A 19,804-nucleotide genomic window follows, 5' to 3' on the forward strand; every position below is an offset into this window, starting at 1 on the left:
TTGGGATAGGTACGCGGGGGTGTCAAGGCCCTGCGCACCCGCGATGTATTAGAGTTTGTTGGTTGGATTTCCGATCAGCGACATAAATTCACGTCGCATATCTCGATCACTGTCAAATGCGCCACGCATCGCCGAGGTGACCATATTCACCCCATGTTTATGCACACCGCGCGTGGACATGCAGTGATGTTCGCCCTCTAGCACCACGGCAACACCGCGTGGTTTAAGGGTGTCATTGATGGTATTGGCGATTTGCGCGGTCATCTTTTCCTGTACCTGCATGCGTTTGGCGAATGCATCCACCACGCGGGCCAGTTTAGATATGCCGACCACGCGGTCGGTAGGAATATAGGCCACATGGGCGCGCCCGATGATCGGGGCTAGGTGGTGTTCGCAATAGCTCTCGAAGCGGATGTCTTTTAGCAGAACCATATCCTGATAACCTTCGACCTCGGAAAAGGTACGCTGCAACATTTCCTCTGGGTCTTGGCCATAGCCCTGAAACCATTCGCCGTAGGCCTTGGTCACGCGGCGCGGCGTGTCCAGCAGGCCTTCGCGGTTGGGGTCATCGCCTGCCCAGCGCAATAGGGTGCGTACGGCATCTTCTGCTTCGGCTTGGGTGGGGCGGATTACGACGTCATCTTCTTTGATGACTGGTTCATGCTTGGTCATGGGGTTCCCTTTCGGTCTAGTGCCCTTGATAAGTGTTACATGGGGGTTCTAGTGCGAGTATTCCAGTGGATTGTCAACAATAGCGACATTTTAGGGGCGTAATTGAGAGAAATACCCGAAAATAGAGTGGCGTGCGGGTTAGCGCATGCGGAAACGGGATCGAATGCCGAGGGCGAGGAGGAATTGGAGGATCACTGCCAAGACCGCCTGAATGCCTAAAACGGATTTGAACCACCACGGGGCGCATTTCAGGACATCTGCGTAATAGAGTTTTACATAGCCCAAGTAGCCGAACATATTGGATAGGGTTAAGCCAAGGGGTTTGCTCCAATGTACGGGCTTCTCTACTGGGTAATATACATCGTAAAAAAAGGCGGATGCGGCCCCAAGTAGAACCAACCAACTGATGGGAAGTATAATTGAATGTCCGTAATTCGAGAGGATTTGAAAGAGGCCATATGGTAGTTTAGTCCCCCAATCAGCCCCGACCTGTTGCACCCCGATCTCTCGGCGGTGGAAGAATTGTTCTTCTTCGACCATGCGTTTATCGGCCATGAAGCTGCGGATACGGTTGTAATTGCTTTTCTGGTCTTCTGCGCCATGTGCGCCCTTAGCTGGCGGCCACAGATCACGGTCACGCTCGTCTGCGGAAAACAGCGTGTCGGAATAGAGTGTGGTGCCGTGAAAGCTGGGCACGTATTTTTCGAAGGTTGTAGCGGTGAAGTCGGTTTTGGCTTGGAAGGTGGCGGCGTCGAAATCGGCGTGACCAGCGAAGTGGCAGGAATTGAAGTTGGCGAGATCTGCGAAGAGACTGGAACTGAAATCGGCGGAACCAGCGAAGTGGTTGGATATGAAGTTGGCGGTACCAGCGAAGTGACTGGAATTGAAATAGGCGTCACCTTCAAAGTAGCTGAAACCGAGTTCGGCGGAAGGTAGAAAGGGGCTAAAACCTGCGAAGTGGCTGCCATTGAAAAAGGCCCCACCTAAAAACAACCCATTTTCGAACAAAAGGGAATTCCGAAAAAAGGTATGAGGGAAGTTTACTCGCTTTGCTGGTTTCTGCTCAGCTAAACTCTGACCACAGCGTGTTTTTAGCTCGCGATCAATCGCCTGCTCTTCTTCTGGGGTCAGCGCATCAAATTCGCTGGCACTAATTTTCAATTCACCTGCATAATATTTGGCAAATTCGGCGTGTTGCCATTCTGCGCGGCCTTCGACTTGCCGCGCCTTTTCCAGCCATTTTTCATCTCGAAACGCCCGCCCAATAAACCCGTGCCAGAAACGACGGTTTTCGGCCATTTTTTCTTTTAGTTTGAAATAAAACCTATCTGGATCAAACTCCCCCGCCACAGTCATCAAAACATACCACGGGTTATTATGGGCGGATTCTAGTTTTGCGCCATCGTTGCGGTGAGCATGCAGGTTTGCGTGCGGTGTTGCGCGTATAAATTCATGGGGATCATTGACCGTTTTTCCGCTGTCATCGGAATATCTCAAAATCGCAAAGCGATCCAATGCGGGGTTTTTTAATTCGGATGTTTTAATTTCATTTGCCATAATCCCCGCACCCTAGGTCAGGGGGCGGGGTGGTTCAATGCAATTGTGGCGTGTATCAGGCCTGTTCCAGCGCCTGTGTGATATCGCCGATCAGATCATCCGTATCCTCTAGCCCGATAGAGACCCGCACCAAGCCATCCGAGATACCTAGCTCAGCGCGTTGTTCATCCGACAGGCGCTGGTGGGTGGTGGTGGCGGGATGGGTGACCAGACTTTTGGAATCGCCCAGATTGTTCGACATGGTGATAATTTTCAGCGCATTCAGGAACTTAAACGCCGCCTCTTTGCCCCCCGTTAGCTCTAGGGAGATCACCGTGCCGCCCTTGGTCATTTGCGCCTTGGCCAATTCGTATTGCGCATGTTTGGGACTAAATGGGTAGATCAGGCGTGATAATTTATTATGCCCTTCTAGCGCTTGTGAAATCGCCATGGCCGTATCCGCCTGTGCCTCACAGCGCAACGCCAGTGTTTCCAGACCCTTTAGCAGAACCCATGCGTTAAAGGGGCTCATCGAGGGGCCGGTATGTTTGTTAAACGGCTCGAATGTTCCGCGAATAAATTCTGTGGTACCCAGAACGACCCCGCCCAGAACACGGCCCTGCCCATCGATATGTTTGGTGGCGGAATAGATCACAACATCGGCGCCCAGATCCAGCGTGCGCTGAAAAATCGGGGTGGCAAAGACATTGTCCACCACCAGTGTGGCATTATATGCGTGGGCGATTTCGGCCACCGCGGCGATATCGATCACCTCGAGTGTTGGGTTTGACAGCGCCTCTAGAAAACAGACCTTGGTATTGGGGCGCATGGCCGCGCGCCATTCATCCAAATTGGTGCCATCCACCAAGGTAACCTCGATGCCCCAGCGGCGCAGAACATCATCAATAACAAAGGAAATAGAGCCAAACAGCGCCTTGGCCGACACGATATGATCGCCCGCACGCAGCATTGAAAACAGGGTGCCAGAAACGGCGGCCATGCCGCTGGCGGTGGCGAATGCATCCTCGGCGCCCTCTAGGGCGGCAATGCGTTGTTCGAACATCGCAACAGTTGGGTTGCCATAGCGTCCATAGATAAATTCATCCGGGCCAGTTTCAATAAATCGGGCCTCGGCCTGTTCGGCAGTATCATAGGCAAAGCCTTGGGTCAGGTAGATCGCTTCTGACAATTCGCCAAATTGGCTACGCTTGGTGCCGGCGTGCACCAGCTTGGTTTTTGGTTTCCAGTTTTCCATTATTCTCTCCTAGGGCCGCGCCCATAAAAAAACCCCGACCAAAAGTCGGGGCAATCGGCCCTGACCTTTTTAGCGGCATATTTAACGTGGCCCACAATCCGGTTACAAATCGCCACACCAAATAAGTACCCATTCAAATAAAAAACGTCAACGCGCGAATTTTAATGAATATCGCAACACTCTGGTTAGGTTTAGGGTGTTAAAGCTCGGATATGAAATATGATCCGCTTTTCCATTTTAAAACCCAAGTGCCGCTACGCATGTTCCCGATTAATTCTTGGGGGCGCAGGATTTGTAATCCTGATCAGCCGGCACGCGATTATCGCACCCTGTTGCGCCATCAATTGGCGCGCACACCTGTTGAAAACCCCATAACCTTAATGGTGCATGGCGCGGGGTTTTCCCCATTTTCGCACCGTGCAAACCCGCAAGAGACGCTCTTTGGATCACGGGGGGACAGCACGGGTGAAAAGTGGGCAGATCGGGCATGGGCCATGCGTTTTGCGCCCAGCACGCGCAATCCGCGCGATTGCTTGGCCATTACCTATGGCTGGCATGCGACAGGGGATCATTGGACCGCGGCCAGCAATCTGATGGACACGCGAACCCGCGCAGAACAAGAGGCGCCGTTTTTAGCACAGCTATTGGATAGTTTGCGCCAGATTGATCCCGCGCGAACTGTGAATATCCTGTGTCATGGGATGGGTGCGCATTTGGTATTATTGGCCCTGTCCCGCCTAACTGCCAGTACGGTTGCGCGGGTGGTTTTGATTGATGCGCAGACCTTTGATACGGATGCTCTATTGGCGCTGAATCGACCTGTGACCAAGGGCATATCATTTTACAATATGTGCAATGATGCCGCTATCCATACCACACGCTGGGCCAATCGCATTTTGCCAAATGCCGGAAAGCTGGACAGCCTAGTTGCCTTTGGTTTTGCGTTCAAGCGCAAGAATTGGATCGATATCAGAACAGGGTTTGAACAAAAATCTCAGGCAAAATTGGGCTGGCGGGCGGGGCTATCGAATCGGCGGCATAGCGTTGCCAATTGTCATTGGAGCGGAACATTGCCGCCACTTGCCAATGCGCGGATGGTACGAATATTGTTTCAAGCCCCGCGCACCGAAATCGAAGATCTGCGCCCCAAGGGCGAGGCGACAGTGCCCCTACCCTTTCGCCCGCGCAACAATCCGCTACTACGGGATGTTCTATATAATTTTGGGCCGCGGCTGGCGTCCTAGCTGGGGCGGTCTTCTGTCTGATCGGCGGAGTATTTGGAAAACAGACCCGTTTGCAGCATGATAAAGGCAAACATTGCAATTGGCAGGCCAAAGGTTTTGAAATTAACCCATGCATCCGTTGACATGCTACGCCAGATCGCCTCGTTGGCCAAGGCCAAGCCCAGAAAGAAGAGCGCAAAACGTTTGGTTAGGATCATCCAGCCCGCGTCTTGCAGCGGCAACATTTCCTCCATCATATAACGCAGATAGGATTGCCCCCTTAGCAGGCCAAATCCCAATACCCCGCCAAACAGCAAATAGATGATGGTCGGTTTCATTTTGAAAAAACTGTCATCATTAAACCAAATACCCAAACCACCAAAGACCACCACAAGGATCGCGGTAAAAACCTGCATCTTCGACAGCTTACCCGTAATCCACCACATGGCCGCAGTAGAGATCAAAAGCACCGGAATAAACAACGCAGTCGCAACGATAAACCCTTGGTATTCATTGCCGGCAAAGGTGAATGTTTGGTCCTTGATCTTTGTATAGGCTACAAAAAACAGGATAAGTGGGCCGTATTCAAACAGCGCCTTCCATGGCCCGTGGGATTTTTTAGGTTCAGTGTCAGACATTCTATGCTCCAAATTCAACTATAACCGCGCCGAGCGCGATCAATATCATAAATACAGCCCTCAGGGGACCAACTTTCTCGCCCAGAAACAACCATCCGATGAGGGCGGCAAAAACCGGCGATGTTTCGCGCAGAACCGCCGCCTCGCCGACACTGTCTAGCCGCGTGGCCACCATAATCGAACCAAAGCTAAGATAGGCGATGATTCCGCCAATAACGCCACGCGAAATCAGGGGCATGGGTTCGGGGCGCACTGCCATTGCGTGCCATCTGTACAGCGCAATCCATGGGAAGACCACCAGCCCATCGATCAGGAAAAACCACGCAAGGAAGGTAAACGGATCGGCAGTAGCGCGGATGCCGTAGGCGTCATAGGTGGTGTAACTGGCCACCATAATCCCCCCCGCAATAGCCCATGCCAGGGCCTGCTTTAGATCGCTACGGCGCACCTGTTCTGTGCGCCGCAGGTTCAGCGCCGCTAGGGATAGGATCGCCAAGGTCAGCAGCGCCACCCCGCCCCATTGCATCGGGGCGAAATGCTCGCCAAATACGATGCCTGCCGCAAATACCGTAACAATTGGCCCGATCCCGCGCACCACCGGATAGACCACCGTAAAGGCGCCCTTGGAATAGGCCATGGCTTGGACATATTTATAGATCACATGGATCACCAACATGCCTGCAAAAATCGGCCACATATGCGGTTCTGGCCATGGCACCACAAACAGTGCCAGCGGCAGGGCCATGATCCCGTATGAAAAATCAATTGCCCCGCGCGACAGCCATGGATCATGCCGCCCTTTTTGCAGCGCGCCGAAAATTGCATGCATAAAGGCCGCGAATAACGCAAGGATCAGAGCGAGTTGCGCGCCGGTTTCAGTGCCCGATTGGGCCACCAGCCATGCGCTCATAAATCAAGGCCGGTTAGTGCCTTGGCGAAATCATCAGGGTCAAAGGCCTGTAAGTCGTCGATTTTCTCGCCCACCCCAATCGCGTGGATCGGCAGACCGAAACGATCAGCCAAGGCCACCAAAACCCCGCCCTTAGCGGTGCCGTCCAATTTGGTCATCACCAGACCAGATACATCAGACACCTGCTGGAAAACCTCGGTTTGTTTTAGGGCATTTTGCCCTGTGGTCGCATCCAAAACCAGCAAAGTGTTATGGGGGGCTGTTTCGTCTTTCTTGCGGATCACGCGCACGATTTTTTCCAGCTCTTCCATCAGGTCGGTGCGATTTTGTAGGCGCCCAGCGGTATCGATCATCAACAAATCCGCACCGTCAGCCTCGGCGCGAGTCATAGCATCAAATGCCAATGATGCGGGATCAGATCCCTCGGGGGCGGTCAGCACAGGCACGCCTGCCCGATCACCCCAGACCTGCAGCTGTTCCACTGCGGCAGCGCGGAATGTATCACCCGCCGCAATCACCACGGATTTGCCGGCCTCTTTGAATTGACTGGCCAGTTTTCCGATCGTAGTGGTTTTACCCGATCCATTCACGCCGACCACCAAAACCACTTGTGGTTTTTTCGGGAAAATTGGCATGGGTTTTGCGACCGGTTCAAGGATCCGCGAGACCTCTTGGGCCAGCGCCTGTTTAATTTCCTCGGACGAGAGTTTTTTGCCAAAGCGACCCTCGGCCATATTGGCGGCAACACGCAGGGCGGTATCTACGCCCATATCTGCGCTTATCAACAGCTCTTCCAAGCTTTCGAGCATGGCATCATTAAACAGACGCTTGGGGGCTGTTTTTTTGGGCTCGGCCTTTTTCGGCTCGGTTTTACGCCCGAGAACGCGTCCCAGGAGCCCCGGAGATTTGACCTCTGGCTCTGGCTCTGGCTCTGGCTCTGGCTCTGGCTCTGGCTCTGGCTCTGGCTCTGGCTCTGGCTCTGGCTCTGGCTCTGGGGAAACAGGGGGGATCGGCGTGGGGATGTCAACCGCTGGCGCCTCTTCTTTGTCTGCGGTGCTTATCGTGGCGGAACCTTCGATGCTTGCTGGGGTATCCAGATCCTCTGTACCCTCGGCTACCAGCGCATCTAGCCCCTCTTCCAATTTGGAAGACGACTTGAATAGCTTTTCTTTAAGTTTGTTGAAAAACGCCATAATTCACTCCGATTTATACAGATGACATAATATGTGCACGCCGTGAAGGGAAGAGCGGAATGGTCTGAGCAAAACCGCCTAGCTGCAAACCGGTAGGAAATGCAGTGAAACAGGGTTTATTTCGCATCTGTCTAGGGGTATCATTTTGCTAAATTGGGATATGGAATGATGATAAACACACCTAAGATAATCATTGTTGGCCTGTTATGCATGGCGTTCCCCGCACTGGGCGAAGAGTTTGTGACAGCGGATGAATTCGAGGCCATGAGTTTGAATAAGACGCTTTATTTTAATGCGGGCGGGAATTTTCATGGCGCCGAGCAATATTTCCCAAACCGTTTGGTGACATGGAAATTTGCCAATGGAGATTGCGATCAGGGACGCTGGTATGCCGAGGCGGATGCCATTTGTTTCACCTATGAGACCAATCCGGTTCCTCAATGTTGGAATTTTATCCGAACCGATACCGGATTTTACGCTCGACAGTTGGGGGCGGCACCAGAAAATGACCTGTATCTAAATTTCATAAACACCGAAGAGTTGTTGTGCGAAGCACCGTTTCTGGGCGCCTCTTTTAGCCAGTAGTTTTCACCTTGCCATCTTGGAATTGGATTTCCAGAACGCGCTGTGATTGAGCGTCATTCGCACGGGTTACAACCCTGCCTGTTTCATCGCGCACCACCGCATAGCCACGCATTAACGTGGCCTCATAGCCGAGGGTGTTCAACACGCGCTCTAGCCCAGCAAGGGATTGAGAGCGCCGCTCTAACCCGTTTTCGGCGGTTTGTATGAAGGACTTGCCCAAACGCCCAAGGGTATCAGCATTTTGGGTAAGTTTTGTTCGCAGAATTTGCGGGCGCAGGGCGGCGGCTGTTTGGGCCAATTGGCGCCCCTTGCCTGTTGCGGCCATTTGCAATGCGCGCGGCAGACGCGCCGACACCATATCCAAGCGCTGGCCTTGCTGGGCCAAGATATCCGCAGGTTTTGGCAGGGCGCGCGACAGATCACGCAGGCGTTGACGGCGGGTGTCAATGGCCGCAGTGATCGCCCCGAGGCGGCGCTGTTCTAGCTGTGCCACATGGCCCGTTAGATCGCGCCACACAGGCACCGCCATTTCTGCCGCCGCTGTTGGGGTGGGCGCGCGCCGGTCTGATGCATAATCTATCAATGTGGTATCGGTTTCGTGACCAACAGCAGAAATCAAAGGGATATCGCTGTCGGCGGCGGCGCGCACCACCATTTCTTCGTTAAAGCCCCATAAATCCTCGATAGATCCCCCCCCGCGGGCCACGATGATCAACTCTGGGCGCGGCAATGCACCACCGGGGGTCAATGCGTTAAACCCTTGAATTGCGCGGGTCACCTCGGGGGCGCAATTCGCCCCCTGCACCGCCACGGGCCAAACCAGCACCTTGCGTGGGAAGCGATCGCGCAATCGGTGTAGAATATCGCGGATCACCGCCCCAGATGGCGAGGTAACCACCCCGATGATCCCCGGCAGGTAGGGGATCGGTTTTTTACGATCTGGATCGAATAGGCCCTCAGCGCTAAGCGCTGCTTTGCGCTTCTCCAGCTGGGCCATTAGTGCGCCAACACCGGCAACGGCAAGTTCGCTGACCACCATTTGGTAGCGTGACTGCCCTGGATAGGTGGTGATTTTTCCCGTGGCGACCACCTCTAGCCCCTCTTCCGGTTGGGTCGCCAATTTGGCCGCTTGGCCTTTCCAGCAAATGGAATTGATCACGGCATTGTCGTCTTTGATGTCGAAATACAGGTGGCCCGAACGCGCGCGTACCACGCGGCCGACCTCGCCCTTGATACGTACATGGGAAAATTCGCCCTCGATCACACGCTTAATAACCCGTGAAATTTCGCTAACCGAAAATTCAGGGGCATTTTGGCCTTGGGCGGGGCTATCAATTAAATCAGACACGGGCGACTTTCTGGTGGGGGGTACTTGTGATTTGCGTGGCGCAACCTTATTACCCGCATCAACAAAGGCCAAGTGAAAGCGTGGGAATTATGAATATTTTGATCTTAGGGAGTGGTGGACGTGAGCATGCGCTGGCTTGGGCCACGCGTCAGAACCCCAAATGTGATGCGCTGTTTTGCGCGCCTGGGAATGCCGGTATTGCCGAGGTTGCCACCTGTGTGGCGTTGGAGACCGAAAACGGCCAAGCGGTGGTGGATTTCTGCACCAAGGAGGCCATTGAGTTTGTAATTGTAGGCCCAGAGGCCCCACTAGCGGCGGGCGTTTCTGATGTATTGCGGGATGCGGGCATTTTGACATTTGGGCCATCGGCCGCGGCCGCCCAGCTAGAGGCATCCAAGGCCTTCACCAAAGAAATCTGCGATGCCTGCGCGGCCCCTACAGCAGGGTATGCGCGTTTTACACAGCTTGCCCCTGCGGTGGACTATGTGCGTGCGCAGGGCGCTCCGATAGTGGTGAAGGCCGATGGTCTGGCCGCGGGCAAGGGTGTGATTGTAGCCATGACGCTAGACGAGGCGATTGCGGGGCTAGAGGATATTTTCGGCGGCGCATTTGGAGCCGCAGGTGCCGAGGTGGTGATCGAGGAGTTTATGGAGGGTGAAGAGGCCAGCTTCTTCATTCTGTCTGATGGTCAAAACATTTTACCCATTGGCACGGCGCAAGATCACAAACGTGCCTATGATGGTGATAAGGGGCCAAACACCGGTGGTATGGGTGCCTATTCCCCTGCCCCGATCATGGATGCATCGGTCACACAAAAGGCGCTCGACGAGATCGTTCAGCCGACCATTGATGAAATGGCTCGTCGTGGCACGCCGTATCAGGGTGTTTTATACGCTGGGTTTATGATTAAGGATGGTCAGCCGCGGTTGGTGGAATACAATGTGCGTTTTGGCGATCCTGAGTGCCAGGTCTTGATGATGCGTCTTGGGGCACAGGCGCTGGATGCAATGTTGGCCTGTGCGGCGGGTACATTGGATCAGGCGCGGATCAACTGGGCCGATGATCATGCCCTAACGGTGGTTTACGCGGCAGAGGGCTATCCTGGATCCTATGAAAAGGGCACTGAGATTTCGGGGTTAGAGGGATTGAATGCCGAGGGTGAGGTGCATGTATTTCATGCGGGTACCAAAACCGAGGATGGCAAGGTATTGGCCATTGGTGGACGCGTTTTGAACATCACTGCACGTGGCGAGACCCTAAAACAGGCCCATGAGCGAGCCTATGCGGCAATAGATAAAATCCAATGGAAAAAGGGCTTTTATCGACGGGATATCGGTTGGCGGGCGCTGTAATCTTCAACCAACGTTAAGGTGCAGGCGCTAAACCATCCCTGATCTATTGGGGATGACCATGCAGAAAATTCGTAACCTTGCCACGCCTGTTTTGGCACACCAAATCGGTATTTTATTCTATGTCTGGCGGCGCGATGTCGTATTGCGCATCGGGATTGAGCTGTTGTTTTTTGCCAGCATTCTAGCGGTTTTGCCGGTATGGGTGGTAGCATCATTGGTGATCGGGATCATCTGGGTAGAAGTTGCGATTTATCGCATGGCTATCCCCTTTGCACAGAAAAGATATTTATTTACAGAGGGGTTTGGTTATCAGGTTGAGGTCATCAACATGGTGCATATGTTGTTGTTGGCAACGCCTGCGCTATTGTTCATTGCCACCACCAATCATGATCTGCGCTCGTTGGGCGGATTGTGGATCATATTCCTTGCAATTTACAGCACCACATCTACCACATCGATCCCGCGGTTTTATTGGATGAATTTTGTGATTGCCAGCGCCGCGCTGGCCATTAGCACGGTGATTATGTTTCAGTTTAGCCAGACATGGCTAGATGATACGGCATGGGGATCTTTGCTGATATTCTCGGCGGTTTTTGCGGTACATGGTATCAAATTTGCGCAACGCCAACAGGCCACCGCGGCGGCATTATGGCGCGCAAAAACCCTGACATCCGCCAGCCAGATCGAGCAGGAATTCCCTAGCCATTGTGACGCGTTAACTGGCCTGTCAAATCGCAATGCCTTTGATGAAAAGCTGCGCGCCATCACCAAGGACACAGGGCGCAATCAAGGCGACCTAGCCATGTTTCGCATTCGCCTGAGCCACCCCTGGCGTCAACATCAGGGGTGGGATCAAAACGCCTATGATCATGCGTTGTTCAACGTCAGCTCGCGATTGATGAGTTTTTGTAAATCTAAGGGATTTGCCGCCCGATTTGACAAGGATGATTTTGCGGTGATCTTATGGGATATCAGAACCGACCGCGCCGCGGTTAAGCTGGGGCGGGCCTTGGCCGATCTGTTGGACGAGCCAATTGCGTTTTTTGATCGCAACATTCATGTGGTTGCCTCGATTGGAATTGCACGATCAAAGGCAGGTAAGATGAACCAAAAAGAGTTATGCTCGTCCGCAGAATTCGCGTTGGATTCATTGCTGGGCAGTGAAACAGATGACGTCGCAATAATCAAAGCGCCAGAACAATCGAACTGTTTAATTCTAAGCGAATTAGAAGAAATTGATGCGGCTCTTAAGAATGGCGAATTCGAACCCTACTATCAGCCGAAAATAGATATGTTGACCGGGCAGATTATTGGATTCGAGGCCTTGGCACGCTGGCATCACCCAGATCGAGGCGTCTTGTTACCAGCAGAGTTTCTACCCAAGTTGCACGAGTTTGACCGAATGCGCGCCTTTACCTTTGCGATTACGCAGCGCGTTCTGTTGGATATTCAGGCATGGCAATTGCGCGGGCTTGACCCCAGATCTGTCTCTGTGAACCTAGATGAGGGAACATTGGTTGGTAACGAGGGGCTGGCGGATCTGTTTTGGCTCTTAGAGGATCACAAGGCCGCGGCAAAGTTGTTGACACTTGAGATCAGTGAAAAGGTGATCGTGCAACAAGAGGATCAGCTGATCCAGAATGCGCTACGCCAATTCGTAGATATGGGTATGCGGATTTCCATGGATGACTTTGGTACGGGGTTTGCAGCCTTTCGGTATCTGAGCCGACTGCCGTTGGACGAGCTGAAGATTGATACGCAATTCGTGACCAGCATTGGCCAGGATCCCAATGCGATTGTGAAAATCGAGGGATTCTTGGCGATTGCGGCGCAATTGGGGGTTATGGTGGTGGCCGAAGGGGTGGAAACCCCTGCTCAGCGTGCCTTCTTGCTGGAGCGCGGCTGTAACATTGGCCAAGGGTTTTTATTCTTTAAGCCAAAACAGTTTGGTCAGATCACAAAGGTGCTGCGCGAACAGAATGCGGCAATTGTTGTGCCTGCCTAGCTACATTTCAGGGCCGCGATTAAAGCATGGGGCGTGTATTTTGAGAGAATGCCTCTCTCGAGCTCTGCCCCATTAAATCTTGTGGATATCACATCGCGCCACCCGCCATCAACGGTGATGATTTCTGGGGATGCGCCCGTACAATGTCGGATGCCCCCCGAGATGGTGGTCTCGCCGATGCGATGATTGGTGAGATCGGGGGCTTCGGCAATTTTTGAAAATTTGCGCCCCTTTAGGCTCCATATCTGTAGGGTTTTTGCCAAATGCGGGCGATCAATAAAGGCGATGTCCATTGCCCCGTCCCCGTCAAAATCCGCGGCCCCAATTGGAGCAAGCCAGCGGAACCGTCGGCCAATATAGGGCGTGGCGGCAATTAACTTGATCTTACCTGCGCCCTCTTTGGCGTAGCCATAGATGGCAAGCCGCGCGCCCAATTTGAAATCGGAATGAACAACAACCACCTCGTTTAAACCATCGTTGTTCATGTCGATAAGGCGCGGTGCTACATCCTCGAATACGGAATTGTCAGGGGCCAAAACCCGATCACAGCGGGAGGCATCCCACGGCAGGGATACGATAAACCCACCCGCCTCTACATCATCCCCCAATGCACCATGGGGATAGGAAGATGTTGGGTTGACAAAGGCGGCCCTCTGACCATCCTGTTGCGTTACCGGAGAATGATCAAAGCTGCGTTTAATCGCACAGTTTTGACCGGTTAGGCGTGTTTGGTCAGGAGTTTGCGCCTGAGCAATATTTGCGCAGATTAGCGCGCAAATTATGGTGTAGGCGCGGCGCATTAAATCTGCTTTTCGGGAAGGTTCACGATCAGACCATTCAGATCATCGCTGACCTTTAGCTGGCAGGTCAGGCGAGATTTGGTGGCATCTGGCTCCCACGCGAAATCGAGCATATCCTCTTCCATGGCATCCTTAGCGGGCAGTTTATCCACCCAGGTATCATCGATGTAAACATGACAGGTAGAGCAGGCACAGGCGCCGCCGCAATCTGCCTCGATTCCGGGAATGTTGTTGTCGCGCGCACCTTCCATCACCGTAAGCCCATTGGCCACTTCGATCTCGTGTTTTGTTCCATTATGTTCGATGTAGGTAATTTTAGCCATTCTTGCCTCCAAAGTTCGCTTTGTTCCGATGTAGAGCGCCTGTTGCCATCTTGCCAGCGTTTTTTTTCAATTCTGAGTAAAACCCACAAAGGTTTGATCAACATGGGGAGCATTGCGTTAAAATTTATGACAAATTTTAGGCTGTATAATCGTAATTTATATAATAATTTTAATAGATTACGCGTTAACCTACTCGCAAACTTTGTTTTGATTTTTCCATGCATTTTATGAAAAATAGACCCAGAGCGAGCATGGGGTGTTTGACATGGCTATTGAATACAAAGCAAATAAAAATGGGTTCTTTCTGACAACTGCGGTTGGCGGGTTACTGGCGCCCAGCCTATCGTTATCGGAAACCTTGAACATCAAGGGGCGCGTCATCAGCGCCGCGGGCAGCGACCAATGGTCAACAGCACCCGCAGGTGACGGCGGATTGCGTTTTGACCTTTCGGCGGTTGAATTTTCAAGCATTGCGGTCATTGGCGCGTCTCGAGAGGTACAATTTGATGCGGCCATATTGTACCGCATCGAGGATGGCGCACAGCTGGCCATTGGAACGATTTCTTTCGGCACTGCCTTGGTTGTTGAGGCAACCTTTGATGATATCAACGGCACGCTGGGCTGGCGCGCGGATATTGCCGACGCAGTGGCCGAGATGGTGAAAACCAACGGTATGGTTTTTCGCGGCAGCTCAGACATAGATATTTTCGAGCCGGTTGTAGAGCCTCTGTATTACAGCGAAACAACGGTTGTTAAATTACGAGGGGGCGATGATATTGCCACAGGAACCCATGGGGATGACAATATCCATGGTGGTTCTGGAAACGATAATATCACAGATGACTACGGCACCAATCGCCTACATGGGGGCGATGGGGACGATGTGATTATTATTGGCAATAACAGTACCAACAGCACAGCACTAGGGGGGCGCGGTGACGATATGTTGGTGTCTGGGCATGGTGCTGATGTTTTGATCGGAGGGGCTGGTAATGATCAACTGGTGGGCAACAACGGTGCGGATCAGCTACGTGGCGGCAATGGCCGTGATGTTTTACTAGGCGGTGCAGGTGATGATTTTCTGCGCGGTGGCCACGGCGATGACACACTACAGGGGGGAATGGGCGATGATACCTTGGTTGGTGGCAGCGGCAGCGATCAGTTTGTTTTCTATCAAAACAGTGATGGTTCTGACGTGATCAAGGATTTTTCGACGGGGGTTGATGTGATTGTTTTGCCGGATTTCATCGGTGATTTTGGCGATGTAAATCTACACCAACAGGGCAATGACGTAATTGTGACTCTGCATAATGAGGCATTTGAGGTTAAGTTAAGGGGTGTTGAGGCGTCCGACGTTGGTGCAGACGATTTCTTATTTGCGGTATAGCAAACGGACAGGTTGAGTGTTTCGGCACCCTGGCCACGGGCGAACTTATCTCGCGCGTGGCCTTTTTGTTCCAAGCATTACGCGACAATTCGCAGCATATACACCGCTAGCCGGTGCATTACCTTTGATCAAAAATCAAAGGTGGGTTTCATGCTTTCCAATTTTCATCAAATCGATTCAGAAAACATCTATGTGCTAGCACCGAGAACGTCTCTATATTTCTATGACAGCCAAACAAAAGAGCTACCACAATACCAAACGCCGCTGGAGGCATGGCAATCACTGATGGCACATCCTATGCCTTTGCTACGCGTGGCGTTTAAGATCAGAGATCGGATAGCGGGCTGGTTCGGGGTGCACGCGATTGGCGGGTTTTCCGGCCAAGAAGTCAACGAGGTACGAGCCGGGGACAGTTTGGATTTTTTCAAGGTTGAATATATCAACGATACGGTAATGCTACTGAGCGAGCGAGATCGGCATTTGGATGTGTTAACCTGTGTGTCGACCAAAGGATCGCAGCTAACGATCACCTCTTCGGTCATGGTACATAATTGGTTTGGTCGCATCTATATGGTGCCGGTGGCACCTGCGCATCGCGTGATTGTGCGGCGTATGTTAAACAGGCTGGTCACGGCACAAGAGGCCCATAGCGCATAAAAAAACCCGCCTAGAAAGGCGGGTTTTCGGTGTATTCATTTATTTTATTCAGCCAAAACCAAGCCAACAAAGCGCGCATTACCACCGCGTGCCACCAGCATCAGGACAGATTTACGACCCGCAGCGACCACATCGGCAAAGGCCTTGGTGACCTGTTCCGGCGAGGTTACGGGTTCTTGTGCGATCTTTTGGATAACGTCGCCAACACGGATGCCTTTTACAAAAGCATCCGATGTTTCATCCACATCGATCACCACCACACCTTCTACCGAACCATCAATATTATACTGCTCTTTGAGACTATCGGATATCGGGGCAAGCTTCATGCCCTTTTCTGTGACGTCCGCTGGCGTTTCTTCGGGCTTGGCAACCACTGGTGTAACCTCGGCCTTTTCTGCGTCCTCGCGGCGACCAAGTGTCACCAACAGCGTTTGTGTCTTGCCATCGCGGTAAATCACCACCCGCACAGCCTTGCCAACCTCGGCGTTGCCAACTGCGGCAACAAGCTCGCGGGTACCTACAACGTCTACCCCATCAAAGGTCAGGATAACATCGCCGGCCAATATGCCCGCATCTGCGCCAGGGCCTGCGGGCACGCCGCTGACGATTGCGCCCTTGGCACTATCAAGGCCTAATGCAGAGGCCATGTCACTGTCGATATCTTGGATTTGCACGCCCAGCCAACCACGACGGGTTTCACCGAACTCTTGCAGCTGTTGGACAACACGGCTTACAACCTTGGACGACATGGAGAACCCAAGACCGATAGAGCCACCATTAGGAGAGATGATCGCCGTATTCACACCGATGACATCGCCATCCATGTTAAACAGTGGGCCACCAGAATTCCCGCGATTAATTGCGGCATCAGTTTGGATGTAATCATCATATGGGCCAGAGCGCAGCGAGCGATTGCGCGCCGAGATAATTCCAGCAGAAACCGAGAACCCCTGCCCCAATGGGTTACCGATAGCCATCACCCAATCACCGACCCGCGCGATATCGCTGTCGCCAAATGCAACAAAGGGCAGCGGCTCTTCGGCCTCGACCTTTAGAACCGCAACATCGGTTTTCGCATCACGTCCAATCAGCTTTGCATCGCGTTTCGTGCCATCGAAAAATTCGATGGTGATTTCATCGGCCTTATCAATAACGTGGTTGTTGGTTACAATAAATCCATCCGCCGAGATCACAAAGCCAGAGCCCAGCGCGGATGAACGGCGCGGACGGCTGGGGCCGGTATTTGGACCCTCGTTAAAGAAATCATCGAACAGATCGCCGAAGGGGCTGCCCTCGGGAACCTGCGGACGGTTTTCACCAGAGCGGCCCACCACGGTGGTGGATGTGGTGATATTCACCACAGAGGGTGACAGACGCTCTGCCAGATCAGCGAAGCTGTCTGGGGCGCCTCTGGCGTGGCTGCTGATGGCGGAGGCAATCCATAGCATTATCGCCATGAGTGTGGCGTTTAAATAGATTGGCAACTGATCAACATATAGCTTCTTGGTTCTGGCGATTGGGGTCACTCTTATCCTCCATTTGGGCAATTTATAGGGCTCTCCTGTCGAGCCTATCATTAAAGATGTAGTTTTTACCTAAGTTTTCAAGTCAATTTCGGGTAATATACCTCAAAACCACGTGAAGGTATCACAGGTATTTATCACATTCCTGTTTAGCGGTTTTTTGCTTAGGCTACAAAAGCGCGCACCGCCCACAGCATCACAACCCCAAATGCGACGATGATCAAACCAATGGTGCGCTTGCGGGTCAGGGGCATTTCAGACAGTGTCTGAAGCAGGTCTTGGTAACGCAAAGGGGCCAGTGCAAGCACCAGCCCCTCGATCACAGCCACAAGGGCCAGTGCTGTTAGAAAATCGCTCATTCAGGCACGGTGTCTGACTTTAGATAATCAAAAAACTCGCTATCGGGTGAGATAACCAAGGTCGAATTGTCGCCCTTTAGCGCTGTTTCATAGGCCGAAAGCGAGCGGTAAAACGCGAAGAACTCCGGATCACGGCCAAAGGCCTCGGCGAAGATCGCATTGCGCTTCGCATCGGCCTCACCGCGGATGATATCCGCATCCTTTTGTGCGGCAGAGGTGGTCTCCACCACCAAGCGATCCGCCGACGCACGCACACGCTGTGCCGCCTCGTTACCGCGGGCGATTTCATCGGCCGCTTCGCGTTCACGCTCTGCGCGCATCCGCTCAAAGGTTTGCTCTAGGTTTTGCTGTGGTAGATCCGCACGTTTGATACGCACATCGATCACCTCAACCCCCAGTGCCGCCGCTTTTAGGCGCGATGCATCACGGATCGCATTCATCAACGCCACACGATCCGCCGACAGCAACGCGCTAGAGTTTTGATCCCCCAAAACCTCACGCAGTTCTGAATTTAGGATCGTTTCCAACCGCGCATTCGCCGAGCGCACACCACCAGAGCCGACGGCCTTGCGGAATTGAACAGCATTGGTAATCCGCCAGCGGGCAAAAGCATCCACCTCAAAACGGCGGTTGTCCTTCATCGTCACCTCTAGGGGTTGGGTATCAAGGGGCTGGATACGATCATCGTATTTCACGATTTCATGCAGACCAGGAACTTTGAAATTCAGGCCGGGCTCTGAAATCACACCTGTGACTTCGCCAAACCATAGACGTAGAACGGTTTGACGTTCGTCTACGATATAAGCAGAGGACAACCCAAGCAGGCCAAGAGCCACAACAAGCGGCAATAAAAGTGTAGAGCGTGCCATTAGTTTGCTCCTCCCTTAGGTTTAGACAATTCATTCAACGGTAGATACGGCACAACGCCCTGCCCGCCGCTATTCTCGTCGATGATCACCTTGTTCACATCCCCATAAACCTTTTCGATGGTTTCAAGGTATAAACGCTTGCGGGTCACCTCTGGTGCTTTAGCGTATTCCTCGTAAACAGCCTTGAAACGGGATGCTTCACCCTCGGCTTGGTTGATGGTCTGTGCGCGGTAACCTTCTGCTTGTTCTAGCAATTGCGCCGCTTCACCACGTGCGCCTGCAACTTTGGTATTGGCATAGGCATCGGCCTGTTTTTCCAATGTATCGCGGGTTTGTTCCGCCGCTTGTACATCCCGGAAGGCATCTGCCACAGATTCTGGCGGATCAGCCTTGTCAAAGTTGACGCGAATGATGTTCACACCAGCATCATAGCTGTCCAAAGTTTCTTGGATCAATTCTTGTAGCTCTGCCGCGATCTTGCCCTTACCTGTGGTCAGGATCGGGGTCAGGTCGGTGCGTGCAACAATCTCGCGCATCACAGATTCAGAAACCGCGCGGATGGTTTCCTCTGGATCTTTTAGATTGAACAAGAAATTTTGTGCATCATTGATGTTCCAAACGACCTGAAAATCGATATCAACGATGTTTTCATCCCCGGTTAGCATCAGGCCTTGATCTGCCCGTCCCCCGCGACCAACACCAATATTTTCAGTGTTTTCGCGCGTTACTGGTACGATTTCTTTGGTCACAACAGGCCATGGTGCGAAGTTCAAGCCCTCGGATCCGGTTTTATAGTATTCCCCAAAGAACAGCTCGACAGATTGTTCGGACGTATCAACGCGGTAAAAGCTGTTGAACACCCATAGACCAAACAGCGCAATCAAAATCAATCCAATGCCACCAAACCCAATACCAGGGCCCGAAGGTCCTGTGGAATTGGGGCGATTGCCGGTAGAGCCGCCTTTGCCGCCCATCAAAACACGTAGTTGATCCTGCCCCTTGCGGATAATATCGTCAATATCAGGTGGGCCGCCGTTGCCACCACCATTACCGCCACTGGGTGGGCGTCCACCGCCATTGTTACCAGAGCCACGGTTATCACCGCCACCGCCCCATGGGCCACCAGAGTTATTTCCAGCCATAAATACAAAATCCTCCTGAGATTTATG

19 protein-coding genes and 1 riboswitch are annotated in these 19,804 nt (G+C 52.7%); of the genes, 6 read left to right on the forward strand and 13 right to left on the reverse strand.

Annotated elements, in window-relative coordinates:
- Positions 1–48: 48 nt before the first annotated feature.
- The 3 genes from folE to metZ form a co-directional block, all read right to left on the reverse strand.
- The gene (gene folE / locus QQL62_RS04390; protein ID WP_284376435.1) at positions 49–672 is read right to left on the reverse strand and encodes a GTP cyclohydrolase I FolE; all 624 of its coding nucleotides are present in this window, start codon (positions 670–672) and stop codon (positions 49–51) included.
- Between the two features lie 138 nt (positions 673–810).
- A complete protein-coding gene (locus QQL62_RS04395; protein WP_284376439.1) occupies positions 811–1,971 on the reverse strand; it encodes a pentapeptide repeat-containing protein in 1,161 nt (386 codons plus the stop codon).
- Positions 1,972–2,284: 313 nt separating this feature from the next.
- Positions 2,285–3,463: an O-succinylhomoserine sulfhydrylase gene (gene metZ / locus QQL62_RS04400; RefSeq protein WP_284376441.1), complete on the reverse strand. Its 1,179-nt coding sequence runs from the start codon at positions 3,461–3,463 to the stop codon at positions 2,285–2,287.
- A gap of 48 nt (positions 3,464–3,511) precedes the next feature.
- A riboswitch (SAM riboswitch) is annotated at positions 3,512–3,589 on the reverse strand.
- An 86-nt stretch (positions 3,590–3,675) separates the two neighbouring features.
- Between metZ and QQL62_RS04405 the strand changes: the two genes are divergently transcribed.
- Entirely contained in the window at positions 3,676–4,707 is a 1,032-nt protein-coding gene (locus tag QQL62_RS04405; RefSeq protein WP_284376443.1) for an alpha/beta hydrolase, read from the forward strand.
- On the opposite strand, the gene QQL62_RS04410 is transcribed toward QQL62_RS04405, so the two are convergent.
- Genes QQL62_RS04410 through ftsY form a run of 3 tightly spaced genes read right to left on the reverse strand, consistent with a single transcriptional unit; the run spans position 4,704 to position 7,427 of the window.
- Positions 4,704–5,324 (reverse strand): inner membrane-spanning protein YciB, encoded by a 621-nt coding sequence (locus QQL62_RS04410; RefSeq protein WP_284376446.1) that lies wholly within the window; start codon positions 5,322–5,324, stop codon positions 4,704–4,706. The two genes, QQL62_RS04405 and QQL62_RS04410, sit on opposite strands and share 4 nt — an antisense overlap.
- A 1-nt stretch (position 5,325) precedes the next feature.
- The gene (locus tag QQL62_RS04415) at positions 5,326–6,234 is read right to left on the reverse strand and encodes an EamA family transporter (protein WP_284376448.1); all 909 of its coding nucleotides are present in this window, start codon (positions 6,232–6,234) and stop codon (positions 5,326–5,328) included.
- Positions 6,231–7,427: a signal recognition particle-docking protein FtsY gene (gene ftsY / locus QQL62_RS04420; protein WP_284376451.1), complete on the reverse strand. Its 1,197-nt coding sequence runs from the start codon at positions 7,425–7,427 to the stop codon at positions 6,231–6,233. The genes QQL62_RS04415 and ftsY overlap by 4 nt, the downstream gene beginning before the upstream one ends.
- A 165-nt stretch (positions 7,428–7,592) precedes the next feature.
- On the opposite strand from ftsY, the gene QQL62_RS04425 reads away from it, so the two are divergent.
- Positions 7,593–8,012 carry a hypothetical protein gene (locus tag QQL62_RS04425; protein WP_284376453.1) on the forward strand — a complete coding sequence of 140 codons (420 nt, stop codon included), beginning with the start codon at positions 7,593–7,595 and terminating at the stop codon, positions 8,010–8,012.
- Here QQL62_RS04425 and xseA read toward each other — a convergent pair.
- Positions 8,002–9,360: an exodeoxyribonuclease VII large subunit gene (gene xseA / locus QQL62_RS04430; RefSeq protein WP_284376457.1), complete on the reverse strand. Its 1,359-nt coding sequence runs from the start codon at positions 9,358–9,360 to the stop codon at positions 8,002–8,004. The genes QQL62_RS04425 and xseA overlap by 11 nt on opposite strands.
- A gap of 89 nt (positions 9,361–9,449) precedes the next feature.
- Between xseA and purD the strand changes: the two genes are divergently transcribed.
- Together purD and QQL62_RS04440 are read left to right on the forward strand one after the other, a co-directional pair.
- Entirely contained in the window at positions 9,450–10,712 is a 1,263-nt protein-coding gene (gene purD, locus QQL62_RS04435) for a phosphoribosylamine--glycine ligase (RefSeq protein ID WP_284376459.1), read from the forward strand.
- 58 nt (positions 10,713–10,770) lie between these two features.
- Positions 10,771–12,717 (forward strand): bifunctional diguanylate cyclase/phosphodiesterase, encoded by a 1,947-nt coding sequence (locus QQL62_RS04440; RefSeq protein WP_284376461.1) that lies wholly within the window; start codon positions 10,771–10,773, stop codon positions 12,715–12,717.
- Here the strand turns inward: QQL62_RS04440 and QQL62_RS04445 are convergent.
- Complete coding sequence (locus QQL62_RS04445; RefSeq protein WP_284376463.1) at positions 12,714–13,517, reverse strand: FG-GAP repeat domain-containing protein; 804 nt, start codon at positions 13,515–13,517, stop codon at positions 12,714–12,716. The genes QQL62_RS04440 and QQL62_RS04445 overlap by 4 nt on opposite strands.
- Positions 13,517–13,840, reverse strand: coding sequence for a 2Fe-2S iron-sulfur cluster-binding protein (locus QQL62_RS04450; RefSeq protein WP_284376465.1), 324 nt, complete (start codon positions 13,838–13,840; stop codon positions 13,517–13,519). Before QQL62_RS04450 ends, QQL62_RS04445 begins: the two co-directional genes overlap by 1 nt.
- Before the next feature lie 265 nt (positions 13,841–14,105).
- On the opposite strand from QQL62_RS04450, the gene QQL62_RS04455 reads away from it, so the two are divergent.
- Both QQL62_RS04455 and QQL62_RS04460 read left to right on the forward strand, forming a co-directional pair.
- The gene (locus tag QQL62_RS04455; protein ID WP_284376467.1) at positions 14,106–15,227 is read left to right on the forward strand and encodes a calcium-binding protein; all 1,122 of its coding nucleotides are present in this window, start codon (positions 14,106–14,108) and stop codon (positions 15,225–15,227) included.
- Between the two features lie 150 nt (positions 15,228–15,377).
- Positions 15,378–15,884, forward strand: coding sequence for a DUF2867 domain-containing protein (locus QQL62_RS04460; RefSeq protein ID WP_284376470.1), 507 nt, complete (start codon positions 15,378–15,380; stop codon positions 15,882–15,884).
- Between the two features lie 44 nt (positions 15,885–15,928).
- On the opposite strand, the gene QQL62_RS04465 is transcribed toward QQL62_RS04460, so the two are convergent.
- From QQL62_RS04465 to hflK, 4 genes are all read right to left on the reverse strand, one after another.
- Positions 15,929–17,341, reverse strand: coding sequence for a Do family serine endopeptidase (locus QQL62_RS04465; RefSeq protein WP_284377187.1), 1,413 nt, complete (start codon positions 17,339–17,341; stop codon positions 15,929–15,931).
- A gap of 230 nt (positions 17,342–17,571) precedes the next feature.
- The gene (locus QQL62_RS04470; protein ID WP_284376472.1) at positions 17,572–17,766 is read right to left on the reverse strand and encodes a DUF2065 domain-containing protein; all 195 of its coding nucleotides are present in this window, start codon (positions 17,764–17,766) and stop codon (positions 17,572–17,574) included.
- Complete coding sequence (gene hflC / locus QQL62_RS04475; RefSeq protein WP_284376474.1) at positions 17,763–18,635, reverse strand: protease modulator HflC; 873 nt, start codon at positions 18,633–18,635, stop codon at positions 17,763–17,765. Before hflC ends, QQL62_RS04470 begins: the two co-directional genes overlap by 4 nt.
- On the reverse strand, positions 18,635–19,777 hold the full coding sequence (gene hflK, locus QQL62_RS04480) for an FtsH protease activity modulator HflK (RefSeq protein ID WP_284376476.1): 1,143 nt from the start codon (positions 19,775–19,777) through the stop codon (positions 18,635–18,637). Before hflK ends, hflC begins: the two co-directional genes overlap by 1 nt.
- Between the last annotated feature and the right edge of the window lie 27 nt (positions 19,778–19,804).

The organism is Amylibacter marinus, assembly GCF_030160015.1.
Classification (GTDB): Bacteria; Pseudomonadota; Alphaproteobacteria; order Rhodobacterales; family Rhodobacteraceae; genus Amylibacter; species Amylibacter marinus.

Bases quoted from the DNA above. Each gene is read 5' to 3' on its own strand.
- QQL62_RS04405 (WP_284376443.1), top strand. From the start codon at position 3,676: ATGAAATATGATCCGCTTTTCCATTTTAAAACCCAAGTGCCGCTACGC.
- folE (WP_284376435.1), bottom strand. From the start codon at position 672: ATGACCAAGCATGAACCAGTCATCAAAGAAGATGACGTCGTAATCCGC.
- QQL62_RS04410 (WP_284376446.1), bottom strand. From the start codon at position 5,324: ATGTCTGACACTGAACCTAAAAAATCCCACGGGCCATGGAAGGCGCTG.
- ftsY (WP_284376451.1), bottom strand. From the start codon at position 7,427: ATGGCGTTTTTCAACAAACTTAAAGAAAAGCTATTCAAGTCGTCTTCC.
- QQL62_RS04440 (WP_284376461.1), top strand. From the start codon at position 10,771: ATGCAGAAAATTCGTAACCTTGCCACGCCTGTTTTGGCACACCAAATC.
- metZ (WP_284376441.1), bottom strand. From the start codon at position 3,463: ATGGAAAACTGGAAACCAAAAACCAAGCTGGTGCACGCCGGCACCAAG.
- QQL62_RS04395 (WP_284376439.1), bottom strand. From the start codon at position 1,971: ATGGCCGAAAACCGTCGTTTCTGGCACGGGTTTATTGGGCGGGCGTTT.
- hflK (WP_284376476.1), bottom strand. From the start codon at position 19,777: ATGGCTGGAAATAACTCTGGTGGCCCATGGGGCGGTGGCGGTGATAAC.
- QQL62_RS04460 (WP_284376470.1), top strand. From the start codon at position 15,378: ATGCTTTCCAATTTTCATCAAATCGATTCAGAAAACATCTATGTGCTA.
- QQL62_RS04425 (WP_284376453.1), top strand. From the start codon at position 7,593: ATGATGATAAACACACCTAAGATAATCATTGTTGGCCTGTTATGCATG.
- hflC (WP_284376474.1), bottom strand. From the start codon at position 18,635: ATGGCACGCTCTACACTTTTATTGCCGCTTGTTGTGGCTCTTGGCCTG.
- QQL62_RS04450 (WP_284376465.1), bottom strand. From the start codon at position 13,840: ATGGCTAAAATTACCTACATCGAACATAATGGAACAAAACACGAGATC.
- QQL62_RS04455 (WP_284376467.1), top strand. From the start codon at position 14,106: ATGGCTATTGAATACAAAGCAAATAAAAATGGGTTCTTTCTGACAACT.
- purD (WP_284376459.1), top strand. From the start codon at position 9,450: ATGAATATTTTGATCTTAGGGAGTGGTGGACGTGAGCATGCGCTGGCT.
- QQL62_RS04445 (WP_284376463.1), bottom strand. From the start codon at position 13,517: ATGCGCCGCGCCTACACCATAATTTGCGCGCTAATCTGCGCAAATATT.
- QQL62_RS04465 (WP_284377187.1), bottom strand. From the start codon at position 17,341: ATGGCGATAATGCTATGGATTGCCTCCGCCATCAGCAGCCACGCCAGA.
- QQL62_RS04415 (WP_284376448.1), bottom strand. From the start codon at position 6,234: ATGAGCGCATGGCTGGTGGCCCAATCGGGCACTGAAACCGGCGCGCAA.
- QQL62_RS04470 (WP_284376472.1), bottom strand. From the start codon at position 17,766: ATGAGCGATTTTCTAACAGCACTGGCCCTTGTGGCTGTGATCGAGGGG.